Source organism: Burkholderia sp. Bp9099 (assembly GCF_003857805.1).
In the GTDB taxonomy this organism is placed as follows: domain Bacteria; phylum Pseudomonadota; class Gammaproteobacteria; order Burkholderiales; family Burkholderiaceae; genus Burkholderia.
This window is the reverse complement of the sequence record NZ_QTPU01000034.1, coordinates 24,586-43,226: the sequence shown is the minus strand read 5'-3', so window position 1 is coordinate 43,226 and position 18,641 is coordinate 24,586. Positions and strand designations below refer to the sequence as shown.

Below are 18,641 nucleotides of genomic sequence, written 5' to 3'. Positions count from 1 at the left end.
GAGCACGCCATGACGCACACGAGTGTCGATCATTCGGGAGATGAAGCGGCAGCAGATGTTGGGGAAAAGCGGTCACGCAGGAATCGGGATATCGGCGTTGTCGTCTTCGACGGGTTCTCGTTGTTTGCGGCGGGCGCGGTATTCGAGGTGTTCGAAGTAGCCAATGAAATCTATGCGCCGCGCGCGACAGGACTTCCGCTGTACGACATTCGCTTCTATTCGTCGAAGGGTGGAAACATCGTCTGGTCGTCGGCCATCAGCGTGCGGACATTCGCATGCGATGCGGGCACGGCGCACGCATTCGATGCGCTGTTCGTCGCGGGTGGCGAAGGTGCGCGTCGCGCGTCGCGCGACGCCCGGGTGATCGACTGGTTGCGGATCGTGCTGCCGAAGGCGGGCATGGTCGAGACGATCGGCGAAGGCAGGATGTTGATCGATGCGGCGCTGAATGGCTCGCACGTGATCGATGCAGTGGATGCGGTGCGCGTGGGTCGCGGCGGCTACGAGCCGGCAAGAGCCGCATTGGCGCTCATCGAACGCGACCTGGGTGGCGATGCGGTGCGAGGCATTGTGGCGCGGCTCGCGCTGGGCGACGCATTCGAGCCGGCCGAGCAGGAGGGTGAAGTGCGCAATGGCACGCCAGCCGATCGGGTCCGCGCGACGGCGAGCTGGTTGCGCAAGAACTGTGGAAGAGCCATATCCGTCAGCGATGCAGTGCGGGTTGCTGCAATGAGCGAACGGAACTTCCTGCGCCATTTCAAGCAGGAAATCGGCATGACGCCGTCCGAATTTCTGCTGCGGGTTCGCCTGGAGCGCACGGTGCAGATGTTGATGGAAACCGACTTGCCGATCGGCACGATCGCACGGCAATGCGGGTGGGGGAACGGTGATCGCCTGGCCAAGATTTTTCGGCGACACCTCGACGTGACACCCTCGGAATACCGGCTCCAGGCACGCTCGAGCCAGACGGAACTGGAGTTGTAGAGAAGGCTGGATAAGCTTCGGCGAAGGGACGGAGCTCATTCCCGGATTTTCAGATCGAATTATTGCCTGAGAGAATAGGAGTGCAGATTATGTCGGCATCCATCGAAACAGAGCGCGGCGAAACAGGACCGGTCGGCTCCGGTCGCGGCGACGCAGTCGACGTGAAGGTCAGCGTCGCGCCCGTCGTTCTCGCGGGCGGATCGGGGTCGCGCTTGTGGCCCATGTCGCGCGAACAGTATCCGAAGCAGTTGATCGGCGTACTGGGTGCGGATTCTCTGCTGCAGGCAACCGTCCAGCGCATGACGGGTCTTTCGATCGAGGAAGGCGATGTGTCGGCGCCCATCGTCGTTTGCGGCGACGAGCATCGTTTCGTCACGGCGGAGCAGCTCCGGGCCAGCGGCCTCGATGCCCGCGTCATCGTCGAGCCGGCCCGGCGCGATACGGCGCCCGCACTGACGCTGGCGGTCGCTGCCGCCAGTGCGGACGGGAAGGACGCGATCGTCGTCGCGATGCCGGCCGATCACGCCATTGCCGATACCGCCGCGTTTCATCGTGCGATTGCACTCGCGGTGGAGCATGCGCGGCGCGGCGCGATCGCGACGCTTGGCGTGCCGCCGACCCGGCCCGATTCGGGGTTCGGCTACATCAAGATCGGCGAGGCCCTTGGCGCCGGTGCGCACCGCATCGAGCGATTCGTCGAGAAGCCGGCCGCCGAACTCGCGGCGCAGTACGTCGAATCGGGCTCGTACTGGTGGAACAGCGGCATTTTCGTCGTGCGCGCGAGCGTCTGGCTCGACACGTTGCGCACGCTCCAGCCCGATATGCACGCCGCATGCCTCGCGGCACATGTACACGGCAAGCACGATGGTCCTTTCTTCCGGCCGCATGAGGATGCCTTTCTCAAGTCGCCGTCGGATTCGATCGACTACGCGGTGATGGAACGCCTCGTGTCCGACACGAGCCTGGTGGAGGGCGTGGTCGTGCCGCTCGATGCGGGCTGGTCGGATCTCGGCTCGTGGGATGCGGTTTGGGAGGCGCTCGACAAGGATGCGGACGGCAACGTCGGGCGCGGCAAGGTCGTGTTCGAAGGTGCGACGTCGAGCTTCGTGCATTCGGAAGGGCGGCTCGTCGCATGTGTCGGCATGACCAATGCGGTGGTGGTCGAAACCGCCGACGCGGTGCTGGTGGCGGACCGCTCGCGCGTCCAGGACGTGAAGGGCCTCGTGAACCGGATCCGCGCGCAACAGGCGCCGGAAGCCGACACGCACCGGAAGGTGCGCCGCCCGTGGGGCTACTACGACTCGATCGATCACGGCGCCCGATTCCAGGTGAAGCGCATCGTCGTGCATCCGGGCGGACGATTGTCGCTCCAGCTGCACCACCACCGTGCCGAGCACTGGATCGTCGTGAGCGGAACTGCGCTCGTTACCCGCGGCGACGAGCAATTCATGCTCGGCGAAAACGAGTCCACCTTCATTCCGCTTGGTGTGACGCATCGGCTCGAGAACCCGGGAAAGTTGCCGCTCGAGCTCATCGAAGTGCAATCGGGATCGTATCTCGGCGAGGACGACATCGTGCGGTTCGACGATACGTACGGGCGTGCGTAATGCCCCGATTCGACTGTGATCGTTGGCGTCAGACGGGAGATTGAAATGTTCGGTCTACAAGGCTTGATGGCTCGACTCGTGGATATCGCGTTGATCGTCGCCGGCTCGTTGCTTGCGTCGCAATTTCGCTATCAGACGGTTTCCGAGGGGCACTTCGACAGCGCACTCGTCACGTTCGCGATTGCGTTCACGCTGGTGCTGTTTCCGGTATTCGGCGTGTACGAATCGTGGCGGGGACGGTCGATGCTGAGGTTGAGCGGGAAGATCTCGCTCGCATGGCTCGTCGTTCAGGCGTGCGGGATCGTGTTGATGTTCTCGCTCCATCGCTCGGACGTGATTTCCAGGCTGTGGTTCGTGTACTGGACCGCGATGACGGGGGGCGCACTGATCGCGTCGCGAATCGGCACGCATCTGTTTCTGCGCAGTGTTCGTCATGCGGGCATCAACCTGCGCAGCGTCGCGGTTGTAGGACACGCTCAGCACTGCCAACAGGTGGTTCGAAACATCGAGGAGTCGCCGGCGAGCGGATTTCGGCCGGCGGCTGTATTCGACCTGCGCCCCGTTACCGCGAATGCTTCGCATCGCTTGCCGGTATTCACGGAGCTCGATGCGTTCGCGCAGTTCGTCCGGGAGAACGGTGTCCAGGAAATCTGGCTCGCGCTGCCTTTGTCGGAGGAGGCGACCGTTCTGCGGTTCGTCAATACGTTCGGCGACGATCTCGTGAACATCCGCTTCATTCCCGACGTGCGCAGCGTCGCGCTGTTCGACGGCGCGATGATCGACCTCATCGGCGCGCCGGCGATCAATCTCGTGGCGTCGCCGCTTCCGCGTCATGCAATGTGGCAGAAGGAGGTGTTCGATCGCCTGTTCGCCGCAGTCGCGCTGGTGGCGCTGCTGCCGCTGATGGTGCTGATCGCCATCGCGGTGAAGTTGTCGTCGCGCGGGCCGGTGTTCTTCAAGCAATACCGCAAGGGTGCGGACGGGCGCAAGTTCCAGATCCTGAAGTTCCGCACGATGCGCGTGCACGCCGAACAGGCTGGCGTGGTCACGCAGGCGACGAAGAGCGACTCGCGTATTACCCGTGTCGGACGCTTTCTCAGGCGAACCAGTCTCGACGAGCTGCCGCAGTTTCTTAACGTGCTGCGCGGGGAGATGTCGGTGGTCGGGCCGAGGCCGCATGCGATCGAGCACGATCGGCTTTATCAGAAAGTCGTCGACGGGTACATCCATCGCTATCGGATCAAGCCGGGGATTACCGGATGGGCCCAGGTGAACGGGTATCGCGGGGAAACCGATCGTCTCGAGAAGATGCAGAAGCGTGTCGAGTATGACCTTTATTACCTGCGGAACTGGTCGTTCGCGCTGGATATGCGGATCGTGTTGGCGACGGTGGCGAAGGGGTTGGTGAATGCGAATGCTTACTGAGCGGTGATGGAAGTCGATGCAGGTACATGCAGTTCAACAAGAACCGGGGAAGATCTGATGGGATGTTTCTGGCGAGGGCCCGACGAGTCGACGAAGCGGATTCGTCGAAACACTGCCCGAATCATGGCTGCGGCGGCAGCTAGCACGATGTTGGCGGGCTGCGGCATCGCGCCTGGGATGCGCATGGCGTCGCCTGCGACGCTGCCTGTAGCGAGCGGCGATGCGCAGACGCCGCAAAAAGATGTCGACGTACCTATTACCGATATCAACCTTAATCTGATTCGGCAATTGCGGGATGCGGACGCAAATGCCGGCGACAGTCGGATTCTCAGCCTGATCGGCAAGCCACCGCCATATACGCTCGGTGTCGGCGACGTGCTGCAGATCACGGTTTGGGACCATCCGGAATTGTCCGGCGCGGTGGCGACGCAGACGCAGAGCGCGGTTCGTCCGGCAGATCCGGCATCGGGCTTCGTGATCGGCGAGGACGGTAACCTGACATATCCATATGCCGGAACGATGCATGTGATCGGACTTCGTGTCGACCAGGTGCAGGCGAAGCTCTACGAGCGACTCGCGTCGGTCTTCAAGCGGCCGCAACTGACGGTTCGTATTGCGTCGTTCCGATCGCAGCAGATTTATGTTGACGGTGAAGTGCATACGCCTGGCCCGCAGGCGATCAGCGACATTCCAACGACTCTGTACGACGCCGTCAGTCGAGCGGGCGGCTTTTCTCAGACAGCGGACCAGAGCCGAATGGTGCTGGTCCGGAATGGAACAACTTATCCGATCAATTTTCCGCAGCTGCTCGCACAAGGGAAGAACCCGGCAAGCATCATGTTGAAGAGTGGCGACCTGCTGCGCGTCGTGTCTCGTGACGACAACGGCGTCTATGTGATGGGCGAAGTGTCGAAGCCCGCAACTGCTATCCCGATGCGTAACGGGAAGCTGTCGCTGAGCGATGCGATTTCCCAGGTCGGCAGTCTCAACAGTGCGACGGCCGACGCCGCGCAACTGTATGTCATTCGTGGGTCCAGTGATACGGCCCCGCAGGTCTTCCATCTGGACGCGCGCTCTCCGGTCGCAATGATTCTGGCGAATCAGTTCGAGTTGCAGCCGAAGGACGTCGTCTACATCGACGGCAACGGGCTGGTGCGAATCAGCCGCGTGTTGAACCTGCTGTTGCCGGCAATCAATGCCGGTCTGTATGGTGCGGTCGCGACGAAATGAAAGCCACGATTCTGGTTGTCTGCGAAGGGAACATCTGTCGAAGCCCAATGGCGCAAGGCCTGTTGGCTTCAAAGCTGTCGACCATGCGCATCGTATCGGCGGGCCTGAGTGCATTGTCCGGCAGACCCGCAGATTCGACGGCGGTCGAGTTGATGGCCGAGCGCGGCATCGACATCAGCGGCCATATCGCATCGCCGGTGAACCTGCAATACGTGCGCGACGCCGGCTTGGTGCTCGCGATGACGATGGAACAGAAAAGGAGGCTTGAAGAGGGTTATGCCTTTGCCAAGGGCAAGGTGTTTCGTCTGGGGGAAAGCAACGGCGAAGACGTGATCGATCCGTATCGACAGGATCGCGCCGTATTTGAAGCGTCGATCGCTCAGATCGAGCATTACGTGTCGAGCTGGATCGACACAATTATTCGAATATTTCATTGATCGTATGGCCACGATACCCGAAAACCAACTCAACGACGCTGCTGCAGGCGACGCCGTCCGTTTGGCAGACTATCTCGTCGTCCTTGCCGAGAACTGGCGACTGATCGCCGTCGTCACCGCAATGGGGCTGTTCGTCGGCGTGTTGTATGCGTTTCTATCGCACCCGATCTATCGTGCCGACGCAATGATTCAGGTAGAGGACAACTCGGGATCGGCGAAGGATGCGCTCGGCGAATTGGCGTCCATCTTCGACACAAAGGCGACAGCCGCCGCAGAAATCGAATTGATTCGCTCGCGGATGGTAGTGGGCGAGGCGGTACGACAGTTGCATCTCGATATTGAAGTTCGGCCGCGGTATTTCCCGATCGTCGGTGCATGGTTTGCGAGGCGGACGGGCAGAGATGGTGTTGCCGCACCTATGCTGGGTCTGAAGCGGTTCGCATGGGGTGGGGAGCGCATCGTCGTATCCAAATTCGACGTACCCGATGTGTGGAACCGCAAGGCATTTGTGCTGAAGGCGACGAAAAATCAGTCGTACGAGCTGTACGACGAGGACGCAAATTTGGTGTTGCAAGGAAAGGTCGGCGTCGAGGCAAACGGTGCGCTAAAGGACAAGGGCATGGCGCACATTGTTGTCGAGCAACTCGTCGCGCGCCCGGAGACCGAATTCCAATTGATGCGTACTTCCACGCTCGCGACCATCGACGCGATCCAGAAGTCGTTGACGATCGACGAGAAGACGAAGGATTCCGGGATCATTGGCCTGAAGTTGGACGGTTCTGACAACGCGCGGACAACCGAGACCGTCAATGCGATCGCGCGCAACTACGTAAAGCAGAACATCGACCGCAAGTCGGCCGAGGCGGAACATACGCTGTCCTTCCTCGATCAACAGCTGCCGCAGTTGCGCAAGGAGCTCGACAAGGCAGAGGACCGGTACAACGCCTTCCGCAACAAGAACGGCACGGTTGACTTGTCCGAGGAAAGCCGATTGCTGCTGCAGCAGATCGTCGACAACAAAACCAAGCTCCTTGACCTGCAACAACAGCGACTCGGGTTGGCCGAGCGCTTCGCGGCGACGCATCCGTCGATCGCTGCTCTGGATGCACAGATCAAGGCGATGCAGGCGGCGCAGGACACATTGACGCGCCGCATATCGATGCTACCCGACACTGAACAGACGGCGCTCCGACTGTTGCGCGACGTCCGGGTCAACACCGAGCTGTACTCGAACCTACTAAACAGCGCACAACAACTGAAGATCGTGAAAGCCGGCCAGGTCGGTAACGTTCGCGTGGTCGACTATGCGGAACTCGCGGAGCGGCCTTTCCGGCCCAATCGCCCAGTCGTCGTGGCGCTTGCCACTGTACTTGGTCTGTTCGCAGGCGTGATCGCCGCATATGTGCGCAAGGCATTGTACGGCGGCGTCGAGCACTCGGAGGAAATCGAGTCGATTGGCCTGCCGGTCTACGGCGTGGTGCCGCACAGTGAGAAACAACGGCAGATCCATCGCGGTTTGCAAGTCAGTAATGCAGACGCACGCGTGCTTGCAGTAGAGGCGCCAACCGACGTCGCAATTGAAGGCGTGCGCAGCCTGCGCACGGCGCTGCAGTTTGCACTTATCAATGCAGAAAACAACATCGTGATGGTGACCGGGTCTCGCCCGGAAGTCGGCAAGACGTTCATCTCATCGAACCTGTCGGCGGTATTGGCTGCGACCGGAAAGCGTGTCCTGCTCATCGACGCCGACATGCGGCGCGGTGACGTGCATTCGTACTTCGGATTGAAGAGGCGGTCGGGCCTGTCCGATGTGATCAGTGGTGCCGCGCTCGACAGTGTGATCGTCCGCGACATCGTGCCGGGACTCGATGTGCTGCTCAACGGGATGTCGCCACCGAATCCGTCCGAACTCCTGATGAGCGAACAGTTCCGCGCGTTGCTTGACTACGGTTCTCGTCACTACGACATCGTGATTGTCGATACGCCGCCGGTGCTTGCGGTCACGGATTGCGTGCTGATCGGCAAGCATGCGGCGACGACGCTGCTGGTCGTGCGTCACGGCTTCCATCCGTTGTCCGAGATCCGGGAGAGCGTCAAGCGACTCCGGAACGGTGGCGTGGTCGTGAAGGGAGCGCTGTTTACCGACGTACCACAGCGACGGGTTGGATACGGAACGTACTACGCCGGCTACTACGGTTACGAGAGCAAAGCCAGCTGAAGCTTTCTGAAGGCAATTGAAACCATTACGGAATTGGGTGAGGAAAACAACATGGACCGCAAAGTTGCGTTGATCACAGGTGTGACCGGCCAGGACGGCTCGTATCTTGCCGAGCTGTTGCTGAACAAGGGCTATCAGGTGCACGGCATCAAGCGCCGCTCGTCGCTGTTCAACACGGATCGCATCGATCACCTGTACCAAGATCCTCACGTCTCTGACGCACAGTTCTTTCTGCATCACGGAGACCTGTCGGACTCGACCAGTCTCGTCAGAATCATTCAGCGCGTGCAGCCCGACGAGATCTATAACCTTGCCGCGCAAAGCCATGTTGCCGTGTCGTTCGAGGAGCCCGAGTACACGGCAAACACCGATGGCATTGGCGCACTGAGAATTCTCGAGGCGATTCGTATCCTCGGGCTCCAGAAGAAGACGCGGTTCTATCAGGCATCGACGTCGGAACTTTATGGGCTCGTCCAGGAAATTCCGCAGAAGGAAACGACACCGTTCTATCCGCGCAGCCCTTACGCGGTGGCGAAGTTGTACGCGTATTGGATTACGGTCAATTACCGAGAGGCATACGGCATCTACGCGTGCAACGGCATTCTGTTTAATCACGAGTCGCCCGTGCGGGGGGAGACGTTCGTGACGCGGAAAATCACGCGTGCAATTGCTCGTATTGCGGTCGGTCTGCAGGATTGCCTGTACCTCGGAAATCTATCCGCGCTGCGTGACTGGGGGCACGCGCGTGACTATGTCGAGATGCAATGGCTCATGTTGCAGCAGCAGCAGCCGGAAGACTTCGTGATCGCCACGGGCGTGCAGTACAGCGTGCGCGATTTTGTTCAGACTGCGGCGGCCGAAGTTGGCATCACCGTCCGGTTTGAGGGACATGGTGTCGATGAGATCGGTGTCGTCGAAGCGGTCGACGACAAAGAAAGCAAAATTGCTGTCGGCGATGTAATCGTCCGCGTTGATCCGCGCTATTTTCGTCCAACGGAAGTCGAAACCCTCCTCGGGGACCCGTCGAAGGCTCATGAGAAGCTGGGTTGGAAGCCCGCGACACCGTTTTCGCAGCTCGTCCGTGAGATGGTTCATTCCGACCATCAGGCCGCAAAGCGCGATGCATTGATCAAGCTGGCGGGTTTCAAGGCGTTCGAATACAACGAGTGAGCGCGATGACTACCACTAAACGAATCTTCGTCGCCGGTCATCGTGGCATGGTCGGTTCAGCGATTGTCCGGCTGCTTGAAATGCAGGGGAAAGTGGACGTCGTGACGCGATCGCGAAGCGAACTGGACCTTATCAACCAGCATGCGGTAGAAACGTTCTTCCGAGAGAACAAAATCGACGAGGTGTATCTCGCTGCCGCGAAGGTCGGCGGGATCCTGGCGAATAGCCACTATCCGGCCGACTTCATCTACGAGAACGTGATGATGCAGTCTAACGTCATCCACCACGCGTACAAGGCAGGGGTGAAGCGCTTGCTGTTTCTTGGGTCATCCTGCATCTATCCGAAATTCGCAGAGCAGCCGATACGCGAAGACTACCTGATGACGGGAAAGCTTGAACCGACGAACGAGCCGTACGCGATCGCGAAGATTTCCGGCATCAAGATGTGCGAAAGTTACAGTCGACAATACGGCGTCGACTATCGCAGCGTCATGCCGACCAATTTGTATGGCCCGGGCGATAACTACCATCCGGATAACAGTCACGTGATCCCGGCGTTGTTGCGGCGCTTTCACGAGGCGAAAGTCGATCAGTTACCGGTCGTGCGCGTCTGGGGATCAGGTAAGCCGCTTCGCGAGTTCCTGTATGTGGACGATCTGGCCGCGGCATCGGTGCTCGTGATGGAGTTGCCTTCCGACCAGTACCGAAACATCACCGATCCGATGGAATCCCACATCAACGTCGGAACTGGCATGGATACCACGATTGCGGATCTGGCCACCCTGATCGCGGATGTCGTTGGTTATTCGGGCGCGCTCGAATTCGACACGTCGAAGCCTGATGGTACGCCGCGCAAGCTCTTGGACGTTTCGAAGCTTAGGTCGATCGGCTATGTACCGCAAATTGCGTTGGCCGACGGCTTACGGCGTGCCTATGACGACTTCCTGCATTCGGCGTACCGGAAGTGACATGCTTGCTACTCTCAGGAATCAGATCAGGAAAAGCAAGCTGCGGTCTTCATCGGTGTTGTCCGGGGTCGTCGCAAATATCTTCAACCAGGGCATCACAGTCATCATTCAGCTCGCTTCGCTGCCGATATTCCTGCATTTCTGGGGAGCAACCCGCTATGGCCAATGGATCGTCATCTCCGCGGTACCCGCGTATTTCGCAATGTCCGACATTGGTATCGTCTCGGTCGCGATCAACAAGATCGGTATGTTTCATGCGCGGGGCGAGGTCGAGCAGGCAAATGTCACGCTGCAAAGCGCGTTCGTTGGCGTAACAGGGCTAGTAGTGCTCGGAACGCTGACGGGCGCTGCGTTTGTGTTCCTGTTCGATTCGGACACGCACGGCGAACCCTGGGCTCTGTTGCTGTTAGTGACGACAGCGTTGCTAAATTTGTATTCAGGTCTGTTCGATGCTTCCTTTCGCGTGATTGACCGTTATGCGGCCGGAGTGTTCCTGCTTTCATTTGCTCGCCTCGGTGAATGGCTGGCCACTGTCGTGTGCGTTGCCTCGGGGGGCGGGATCGTCGCCGCAGCCGCGGCAGCGTGCGGCGCACGCGCCGTAATCCAGCTCGCGATCCTGTTCGGCCTAATGCGCTCGGACAGTAATCTGAAGTGGGGTTGGTCGAAGAGCTCGTTTGCTGAACTGCGGTCGCTGCTTCCACAGGGCGCAGCGTTTCTCGGGTTCCCGCTCGGTAATGCGTTGAGTATCCAGGGAATGACTCTGGTGGTCGGCCATTTTATCGGCATGCGCGAAGTCGTTGTCTTCAATGCGTATCGCACGCTGTCGAGATCGATCACGCAACTCATCACTACAGTCAGTCGCGCGGTATGGCCGCGTTTCTCGAACCTTTACGCGCGAGGACAGCATCGTGAAGCGACGGCACTACGCAGAAGAGCCGAGGCCAGTGTCGGGATCGCCGCAGCAGTGACCTTCGTGTTGTTGGTCGCCTTCAGCCGCCCGTTGATCGAGTTCTGGGGACGTGGCAAGTTGCCATACCAGCCGATCGTCCTTGTCTGCCTGCTTTCGGTCGCCGTGGTTACGTCACTGTATCAGGTGAAGTTGGTTGCCTTGATGGCGACGAACCGTCACACCGGCGTGTCGATTCAGTTCTGCGTGATTTCCGCCATAGCGGTAGGCGCCGGCTGGGTGCTGTCCGCCTTTGTCGGAATGACGGGCCCGATCACGGCGGTTGTCATCGCGGAGATCGCGATTTTCATGTCAGTCACACGGGCGTTTCGCGTCATGACGGCGGGAGGGTTCTAACGCGATGAAATACTTGTGGATCCATCGAGAGCGTCCTCGCCTTGGGTCGCGTCGCTGGTTGGTGGTTTGGGCAAAGCGCGCACTGATGTTGCGCCGCTTGGTTCGGCTTGCACTGATCCAGGCGCGGCTGCGCGTGAAGGGCATGAAAATCGGGGAGCTGTCGGTGCTTTATCGCTTCAGGATCCAGGGATCGCCAGCTCGGATAAGCATCGGTTCACACTGTTTCGTCTCCGAGAACGTGATGATGGCGGCGCATGACAGGATCACAATCGGGTCCCGCGTCGTGATCAACGACGGGGTCAATATCTTGACGGCGTCGCATGCACTCGACGATCCGCACTGGCGCATGTACTCCCGCGAAGTCCGGATCGACGATTATGCATGGATTGCAACCAACGCGACCATTCTTCCGGGCGTCCATGTCGGAACCGGCGCGGTGATCGGGGCCGGTGCGGTTGTGCGCTCCGACGTCGCGCCTTACACAGTTGTGGTCGGCAACCCTGCGGCTCCTGTTGCCAGACAGCGAGTTCAGAGACTGACCTACGACCCAGCGCTGTTCAGTGCGCCCTTCGAGGCTTGGGTGGGGACTAATAATCAGACGAAGCTGGAAGGCGAGTATGGGAAATGATGTTCTCGTTGCTCATCCGTACAAGCACCACGCGTTCGAATTGGGCGCGGCGATCGCGGAGGCCGGACGGAATGTGCAGTTCGTGACGCCGTTTTACAGCAAGGGGTTGACCGCATTGCTGTCCCGACTTCCAATGAATGCCGGTCGCCGCGCGAGCGGCTACGCACATCCGGGGCTGCCCGCGTCGAACGTGCGTTGCCCGCTTGCGGCAACACTACTGCGTGCTGCGCTGGGTACAACGCGGCCCATCGCCTTTCGCGATGCGTTTGACCGGATGACCGCGCGCTACGTTCTGGAGTCCGCAGGTCGATTCGAGTGGCTTGTGACGTTGCAGGACTACATGCCGCGAACGGTCGATGCCGCAGTGCAGGTTGGCGTTCGAATCTGGTCCGACCAGATCCTGAACCAGACGGATGGCGCGATGGCTCGTATCGCAGCCCACCATCGTGTTCTCGGACTGCCCATCCCGGACCATGACGAATCGAAGAACGACGCGATCCTGCAGAAAGCGCAAGTGATCACGGTACCGTCAACGTACTATGAGCGTTCGTTGTTGAGCGGCGGTATTCCGCCAGGTGACATCTACAAGATTCCGTACGGCGCTTTTTTTGAGCCGCAACACGCGGTCCCACACACCGCCGCTCGCGAGCGGCAAGAATTCCGTGTCGTCGCGCGCGCGAATACGATCCGCAAGGGCGGACATCTCCTGTTGTCCGCCATCGAGTCCTGGGGCGAGCGCTGGGTGGCGGCACTCGGCGGCGGCACCATGCTGGTCAGCGTGCTGGGCGAACTGGCACCTTCCCTCGTCGGGAAATTAAGCGCGCTCGCCATCCCACGGAACGTGAGGATCACTCACGGTACGATTCCGCATAATCTAGTTGGAGAACTATATGGAAATGCGGACCTTTTCGTTATGCCGTCGCTGTCCGAGTCGCTGTCGCTCGCGTGCCTCGAGGCGTTGAGTTTTGGCCTGCCGCTGGTCGTGACGCCCTATACGGGAATCGAAGACGTTGCGGGCGTGTGCGGATTCGTGGTGGAGGACAGCATGGATAGTCTCGGCGAAGGCATTCTCGAGGCGATCGCGTCGCGCCAGCAGTTTCCCGGCATGAGTATACGCGGGCGGGCGCTCGTACGGGACGTCTACAACTGGCAGCGATACCGGCGACTGATGAAAGACATGATCGAAGCGAGGATGTGATGCGGCGGTCCCATTATTTTGCGTATGTCGTCGCCTTGCTGTTCGTGGTCGGGATGGCGCAGTATGCGCCGCTGGCGATCGATTCGATCATTCGCGGAAATGTCCAATTATGGACGGTCGATTCCGGCGCACTGGATGGCGCGGGCCCGACTCGCTACCTCAAGGATCTGTTCGTATTCGGGTTCGGCGTCTATTGGCCTATCGTCGTACTGCGGAGAAGACAGACCGTCGAAATTTCGAAGATCTGCTCGTTCTACTTCGCCTGGATCGCAACGCTCGTATCCATTGGTCTGATCGCCTTCGTGGCCGAACTTAGTCCGGCGTTTTTCCTGCCAGCTGGTATCCGCTGGGTGATGCTTCTCCACTGTTCGTTTGGGTTGTTTCTCTTCTCGCGGGATTTCCCGCGGACGCCGGCGGTTCAGCGCACGCTGATCGTGCTGCTGTTGGTGCTCGGCATGCTCAATGTCTATGTCGCAAATAAGCAGGCGTCGCTGGGCGCGTCGCTATCGCACGTCGTATTGGTGCAAGGTCGTGTGACGGGATTGTTCAGCAATGCCGGAATCGCCGGGATGTTCGGTCTTGCACTCGCAATCTTCTCCTTGCTACTCGATCGCGCGCATGCGTGGCAGCGTGTCGCATTGATCGCTTCTGCATTCCTGACCGCTCTGCTATCGGGTACACGATTTGCGGTCTTATCGATTGCGTTGCTAGCTGCCGTGCTTTGCTGGGAACTGATCGCTGAAGGCGCCGAGAGGAGCAAGAAGATGTTGCTCACGGTTTTCATCGTGCCTTTTGCACTGGGTGCCGCTGCAGCCGGCTACGTGTCGCTAATGGCTGCGGCTGGCCGTGGTGACATTGTCGGCTCGCAGCTAGAGAAAGGCGGTCGGATTTCCAACGCGGTGACGACCTTGTCGGATCTGGAGAATGCAGATCTCGACGAGCTGTTTGTCGGACGTGGCCTGGGTATAGGAACCAATACTGCGGTTGGATATCTGCAAGCGAGTGGCATTGATCCGAAACAATTCCGCTTCAACTGGTTGATCGACAACGCGTTCATCACGCTGATTTTCCAGACTGGCATCGCGGGTCTTTTGGTATTTGCGAGTGGCATGTTTGCCTTTCTATGCAAGGTAAAGCCGAAATGGAATCGCTCCCTTAAGGCCCGATACTGGGCGTTGTTGATCATCACGATGGTGACATTCAACGGCGGAAATGTCCTAGAACACTATTTTCTGCTGACGTCGTTCTTCGTAGGCTTCGGAACACTCTTCTGGGGAGACCGTCTGGAGGCGCGCACGGCGGCGGCAGTGTCGGCCTATCGAGCCCCTCGCGCGCTGATTGCGGGCGAAGTGAGGCCGCGATGATCGTGTCGCTCAATCGACGGAAACGAAAATTATGATCGTATTCATCGCGGCCTACAGTCCGCCCGACCGAATCGCCCATACCAGCCTGGGCGCAGTTAGAAAGATCGAGTTTTTCCTCGGACTGCTGGGACGCTTGTCGCGCGATGTACTGCTGGTCAATACAGCGCATAACGAAAGCGCTTGGCAGGAGCGCCGTGTGCGCGAGTGGACTCTGGCCGGCTCCCGCATCCGTGAGATATCGTTGCGTACGTATCCGGTTCGGCCGGTCGGAAAGATGCTTAATCTGCTTGAAGTGAATGCCATCGTCCGAGAGATTGGGCGACATGGCAAACCATCGTTGATATGGATATACAACCCATACGCACTCGAATCGATGCTTGCAAGAGCGTTGCATCGCCGATACGGAAAGGGTGTTGTCCTGGAGTTCGAGGACTGGGTGCTGGCGAGACGCACGATGCATCCGAAATCGACTCTCGACTGGATGGCATGGCGTTATGTGTTACCGAAGCCGGTGCTGTGCCTCGCCGTCAACAAGGCGCTGCAGAGCCGAGAAGCCGAGCGAAGTGGTTGTCGAACGATGCTATGCCCCGGTGTGGTTTCGCGGAAACTGACGATTGCATGCGCGCAGCGCGCGCCGTTTTCGGACCCGACGCGGGGAAAGATCGTTGTTGGATATTTCGGGAGTCTCAACGCTGAAAAGGGAGCGGGGAAGGTGCTGGCGCTGGCGGAATATGCTGATCCCACGCTCGAGATCCATGTATGCGGAGCTGGTCCGCTGTCCGGCGCGTTCGAGGCTGCAGCGCGGCGTTCCAGCACATTAACCTTCCACGGAGTTCTCCCCGATGACCAGTTATTCGAAAGGATCTCCGCATGCGATGTGTTGCTCAACCTTCATAGTCCGATCGAGAAGATGAGCGGTGGCGTATTTCCGTTCAAGGTCATGGAGTATGTCGCGTCAGGGCGGCTAGTGCTGTCGACATCTCTGCCGGACATAGGAATCAGTGAGATTACCGACGCGCTGCACGTCGTCGGAGATGATCTTTCTACACTCGTTGAGCTACTGCGAAACGCGGCCGAGTTGTACGGAGCAAGCCGAAATGCCATCAAACGAGCGCAATCGCGTGCCGAAACGATGTTCGGCGAGCACGGAATGGAAGATGCGGTCAGGCGCTTGCTGAATGCATAGTGGAATATTGTGTAAATTGATATGCGATGATTAATCGAGGTGGGCGATTGAGGCTTCTTCATGTTATTTCGTCGATCGATGCAACCGGAGGCGGCCCGATCGAAGGTGTGACGCGTCTGGCGGCACAAGTCAAACTGCTGGGGCACAGCATCGATATAGCGTGTCTGGACGACGATGAGCGGGATGCGCCGAGCAACGGTCCGTTTGGTCGAGTGATTCGCCTGGGAAAGGGCAAGGGAAAATACGGCTTCAATCCAAAATTGACCCGATGGCTAGAGGAGCACGCGTCAGAGTACGACGCGGTTGTGGTGAATGGCCTCTGGCAGTTTCACGGCGCTGCGGTACGGGCGGCATTAAGTCGCTGCACGATCCCGTACTTTGTGTATTCGCACGGCATGCTGGATCCATGGTTCAACAAGGTTTATCCGATCAAGTACCTGAAGAAGTTGCTGTACTGGCTCGTAATCGAGCGAAGGGTGGTGAATCACGCGAAATCGATCGTTTTTACGAGTGAGACAGAGCGTGTGCTCGCGCGCACGTCGTTTCCGCTGTACCGTGCGAACGAAGCCGTGACGGTCTACGGTACCGCGCCACCGCCGGTTGCCGAGCCTGGCCGCCATTTGCCCGACACAGGGAAGTCGGCGGACTCGAGGAAGATCATCCTGTTTCTCGGACGTATTCACGAAAAGAAGGGTTGCGATCTGCTGGTGAGCGCGTTCGCGGCACTAGGAGCGTTGCGGAGCGAGTATCGATTGATAATTGCGGGGCCCGACGAAAGCGGGTTAGTAGAACGGCTGTGTGCTGAAGCTGTCCGCCTTGGAATTGATCGGGACATCACATGGGCTGGCATGGTGACTGGGCGCGACAAGTGGAACCTGATGTACTCCGCCGACGTGTTTTGCCTGCCGTCGCATCAGGAGAACTTCGGTATCGCCGTGGCGGAGGCATTAGGGTGTGGCGTACCGGTGCTGATTACCGACAAGGTAAATATCTGGCGCGAGATCATTGAATATGGAGCCGGGTACGCGGCAAGCGACACGGTGGAAGGCGTGACCGAGGTGCTCCGGAACTGGGTGAATACGACGGATGCGACCAAGCAACTGATGCGTGAGAGAGCGCTCGCGTGCTTCAACGAGAAGTTCCATATCGAACAGGTCGCGTTAAGCTATTTGCGGATTGTCGGCGGACAATAGGAGCCGGGATGATTGCGATCTGTATGCAAACGAACATTACTCGAGTATCGCTGTGCATGGCGTTGGCACTTTCGAGCGTGGTAGTTGAGGCCCAAACAGGAAAGGCGCTTCGTATCGATTCGGCGAAGCATGTCGGCGTATCGACAAGCATTGCTGCGAACGGGCCCCGCACGCCTGTAGCGACCGGCGGCACGGTACCGGATTCGTTACTTGGCGGTCCGCCGGGGTATGACGACGCCAAACTGGCGAGCTTCGGGGCGCCTGAAGAAATGCCTGCGCCTCGCGCATACGACAAATTGACCGATATTCCGCCGACGCCAACCGAACGGCTGGCACTCGCATCTGTTCGAGCAGGTGTTGATCGTAGCGCTGGTGTGAGATTCAAAGTGCGCAGGGAGGCACGTGCGGCAAGGGTGTCTGACGAGATGCCGGCGATCTATCCGGCCGACGTATATTCGCAGGGCAGCGTAAGTAAGCTGTCGGTCTACTCACTCCCCTGGTAGCAGGGAACGTTGTCCCGCATATCGCGTCCCCTGCGGGCAGGCAGCGGGGTGTCGCGACTGGCGCTACGTTGCTGCTTGCTACTTCTATTGTCCGCGTCGCAGCGATTCGGAGCCGCCGATCGGAAATCGCGCAGACAGTAGCAGTGCCTTGAAATATTTCGGGCGCTCGACGAACTTCGCGAGCGCCCGTGCAAACACGATAGCGATCGCGAAGGCAACGGTGCCACACGCGGCCGACCGATACAGAGACGTGCCGATCCAGCCGAGCGAGAAGGCCAACACAAGCGCTAAAATCGGAAAATGTACGACATACAGCGTATAGGAAAAATCACCGGTCCGAACCAGCCAGCGGGGATAGGCGCGATCGAGCGCGCGCCAGCCGAATAGTAGGTAGCCGTATAGGAAGGCAAAAGCAGCACCGGCGGTCAACTCGATCGAGCGAACCGGGAATGCCGCAGCAATCATCCGCGGGTTGGTTGCCGCGAGCTTGGCGATCAGGACCACGCCGACGATGCTGGCTGTTGCCAGCACCGCATTGCGATATCGGTAGCGATAATGCGTCATCAGGCAAGCTGCTGCGCCGTATGACCAGATCGCGAAGAAGAAGGCGAAACTCTCCTTTCCAATCGACGCAGCGATGGCCGCTGTCACGGCGATTGTGAGTGCCACCGTACGGAGGCCGCGATGGCGTGCGAAGCAGCCTAGTGCGAAGAAGAACGCGATCACATAGCTCCAGACTTCAAGATACAGCGACCAGAGCGGCGGATTTGCGCGGGTCATGCCCTTGAGCATCACAAAGGACTCTACGAATTCGCGCGATGATAGGGTCATGGCGGGAACAGCATAGGCGTCGGTTGGCAAACCGAACCGTGTACTCGAACCGGGAAGATGCAATGTGTGCAATGTGAGCCAACAGAGCACTATCACAACGAGGCTGGCAACGAACGGTGGATAGATGCGCGCGATGCGCGCGGCGAAGAACTCTCTAATTCCGAAGCCACCGGTCGATTCGTTGTTCTTCAGGATGCTGAGCGTAATCAGATAGCCGCTCAGCAAAAAAAATACGATCACCGCGTGCAATCCCAGTGTGCGCGACAGAATCCATGCCGGATGCTCCTGGCCGATCAGTCTGACAAAGTAGATCTGGCAGATGTGTGATAAACCGACGAACAGCGCTGAGGCGCCACGGAAAGCATCGAATTTCTCGTGATTGTGCATTACTACTCC

General features: G+C 59.1%; 16 protein-coding genes. 15 read left to right on the top strand and 1 reads right to left on the bottom strand.

The window, feature by feature from the left end; all coding sequences use genetic code 11:
* Positions 1 to 9: 9 nt before the first annotated feature.
* From DIE17_RS30940 to DIE17_RS30870, 15 genes are all read left to right on the top strand, one after another.
* A complete protein-coding gene (locus DIE17_RS30940) occupies positions 10 to 984 on the top strand; it encodes a GlxA family transcriptional regulator (protein WP_124921556.1) in 975 nt (324 codons plus the stop codon).
* Positions 985 to 1,073: 89 nt separating this feature from the next.
* A complete protein-coding gene (locus DIE17_RS30935; protein WP_124921555.1) occupies positions 1,074 to 2,591 on the top strand; it encodes a mannose-1-phosphate guanylyltransferase/mannose-6-phosphate isomerase in 1,518 nt (505 codons plus the stop codon).
* Positions 2,592 to 2,636: 45 nt separating this feature from the next.
* Positions 2,637 to 4,016, top strand: coding sequence for an undecaprenyl-phosphate glucose phosphotransferase (locus DIE17_RS30930; protein WP_124921554.1), 1,380 nt, complete (start codon positions 2,637 to 2,639; stop codon positions 4,014 to 4,016).
* 57 nt (positions 4,017 to 4,073) lie between these two features.
* Positions 4,074 to 5,246, top strand: a complete 1,173-nt coding sequence (locus DIE17_RS30925) for a polysaccharide biosynthesis/export family protein (protein ID WP_409410400.1) — start codon at positions 4,074 to 4,076, stop codon at positions 5,244 to 5,246.
* Positions 5,243 to 5,683, top strand: coding sequence for a low molecular weight protein-tyrosine-phosphatase (locus DIE17_RS30920; RefSeq protein ID WP_124921553.1), 441 nt, complete (start codon positions 5,243 to 5,245; stop codon positions 5,681 to 5,683). The genes DIE17_RS30925 and DIE17_RS30920 overlap by 4 nt, the downstream gene beginning before the upstream one ends.
* 4 nt (positions 5,684 to 5,687) lie before the next feature.
* Positions 5,688 to 7,901: a polysaccharide biosynthesis tyrosine autokinase gene (locus DIE17_RS30915; RefSeq protein WP_124921552.1), complete on the top strand. Its 2,214-nt coding sequence runs from the start codon at positions 5,688 to 5,690 to the stop codon at positions 7,899 to 7,901.
* 51 nt (positions 7,902 to 7,952) lie between these two features.
* A complete protein-coding gene (gene gmd, locus DIE17_RS30910; RefSeq protein ID WP_124921551.1) occupies positions 7,953 to 9,071 on the top strand; it encodes a GDP-mannose 4,6-dehydratase in 1,119 nt (372 codons plus the stop codon).
* Between the two features lie 5 nt (positions 9,072 to 9,076).
* Positions 9,077 to 10,039, top strand: a complete 963-nt coding sequence (locus DIE17_RS30905) for a GDP-L-fucose synthase (protein WP_185735408.1) — start codon at positions 9,077 to 9,079, stop codon at positions 10,037 to 10,039.
* A gap of 1 nt (position 10,040) precedes the next feature.
* Positions 10,041 to 11,342 (top strand): lipopolysaccharide biosynthesis protein, encoded by a 1,302-nt coding sequence (locus DIE17_RS30900; protein ID WP_124921549.1) that lies wholly within the window; start codon positions 10,041 to 10,043, stop codon positions 11,340 to 11,342.
* A gap of 4 nt (positions 11,343 to 11,346) precedes the next feature.
* A complete protein-coding gene (locus DIE17_RS38340; protein ID WP_124921548.1) occupies positions 11,347 to 11,970 on the top strand; it encodes an acyltransferase in 624 nt (207 codons plus the stop codon).
* A complete protein-coding gene (locus tag DIE17_RS30890) occupies positions 11,960 to 13,168 on the top strand; it encodes a glycosyltransferase family 4 protein (RefSeq protein ID WP_124921547.1) in 1,209 nt (402 codons plus the stop codon). Before DIE17_RS38340 ends, DIE17_RS30890 begins: the two co-directional genes overlap by 11 nt.
* Positions 13,168 to 14,532, top strand: coding sequence for a hypothetical protein (locus DIE17_RS30885; protein WP_124921546.1), 1,365 nt, complete (start codon positions 13,168 to 13,170; stop codon positions 14,530 to 14,532). Before DIE17_RS30890 ends, DIE17_RS30885 begins: the two co-directional genes overlap by 1 nt.
* A gap of 31 nt (positions 14,533 to 14,563) precedes the next feature.
* Complete coding sequence (locus tag DIE17_RS30880) at positions 14,564 to 15,718, top strand: glycosyltransferase (protein WP_124921545.1); 1,155 nt, start codon at positions 14,564 to 14,566, stop codon at positions 15,716 to 15,718.
* 47 nt (positions 15,719 to 15,765) lie between these two features.
* Positions 15,766 to 16,911: a glycosyltransferase gene (locus tag DIE17_RS30875; RefSeq protein WP_124921544.1), complete on the top strand. Its 1,146-nt coding sequence runs from the start codon at positions 15,766 to 15,768 to the stop codon at positions 16,909 to 16,911.
* Between the two features lie 8 nt (positions 16,912 to 16,919).
* The gene (locus tag DIE17_RS30870; protein ID WP_124921543.1) at positions 16,920 to 17,414 is read left to right on the top strand and encodes a hypothetical protein; all 495 of its coding nucleotides are present in this window, start codon (positions 16,920 to 16,922) and stop codon (positions 17,412 to 17,414) included.
* A gap of 84 nt (positions 17,415 to 17,498) precedes the next feature.
* Here the strand turns inward: DIE17_RS30870 and DIE17_RS30865 are convergent, their stop codons facing one another.
* Positions 17,499 to 18,632 carry an acyltransferase gene (locus tag DIE17_RS30865; protein WP_124921542.1) on the bottom strand — a complete coding sequence of 378 codons (1,134 nt, stop codon included), beginning with the start codon at positions 18,630 to 18,632 and terminating at the stop codon, positions 17,499 to 17,501.
* Positions 18,633 to 18,641: the final 9 nt, after the last annotated feature.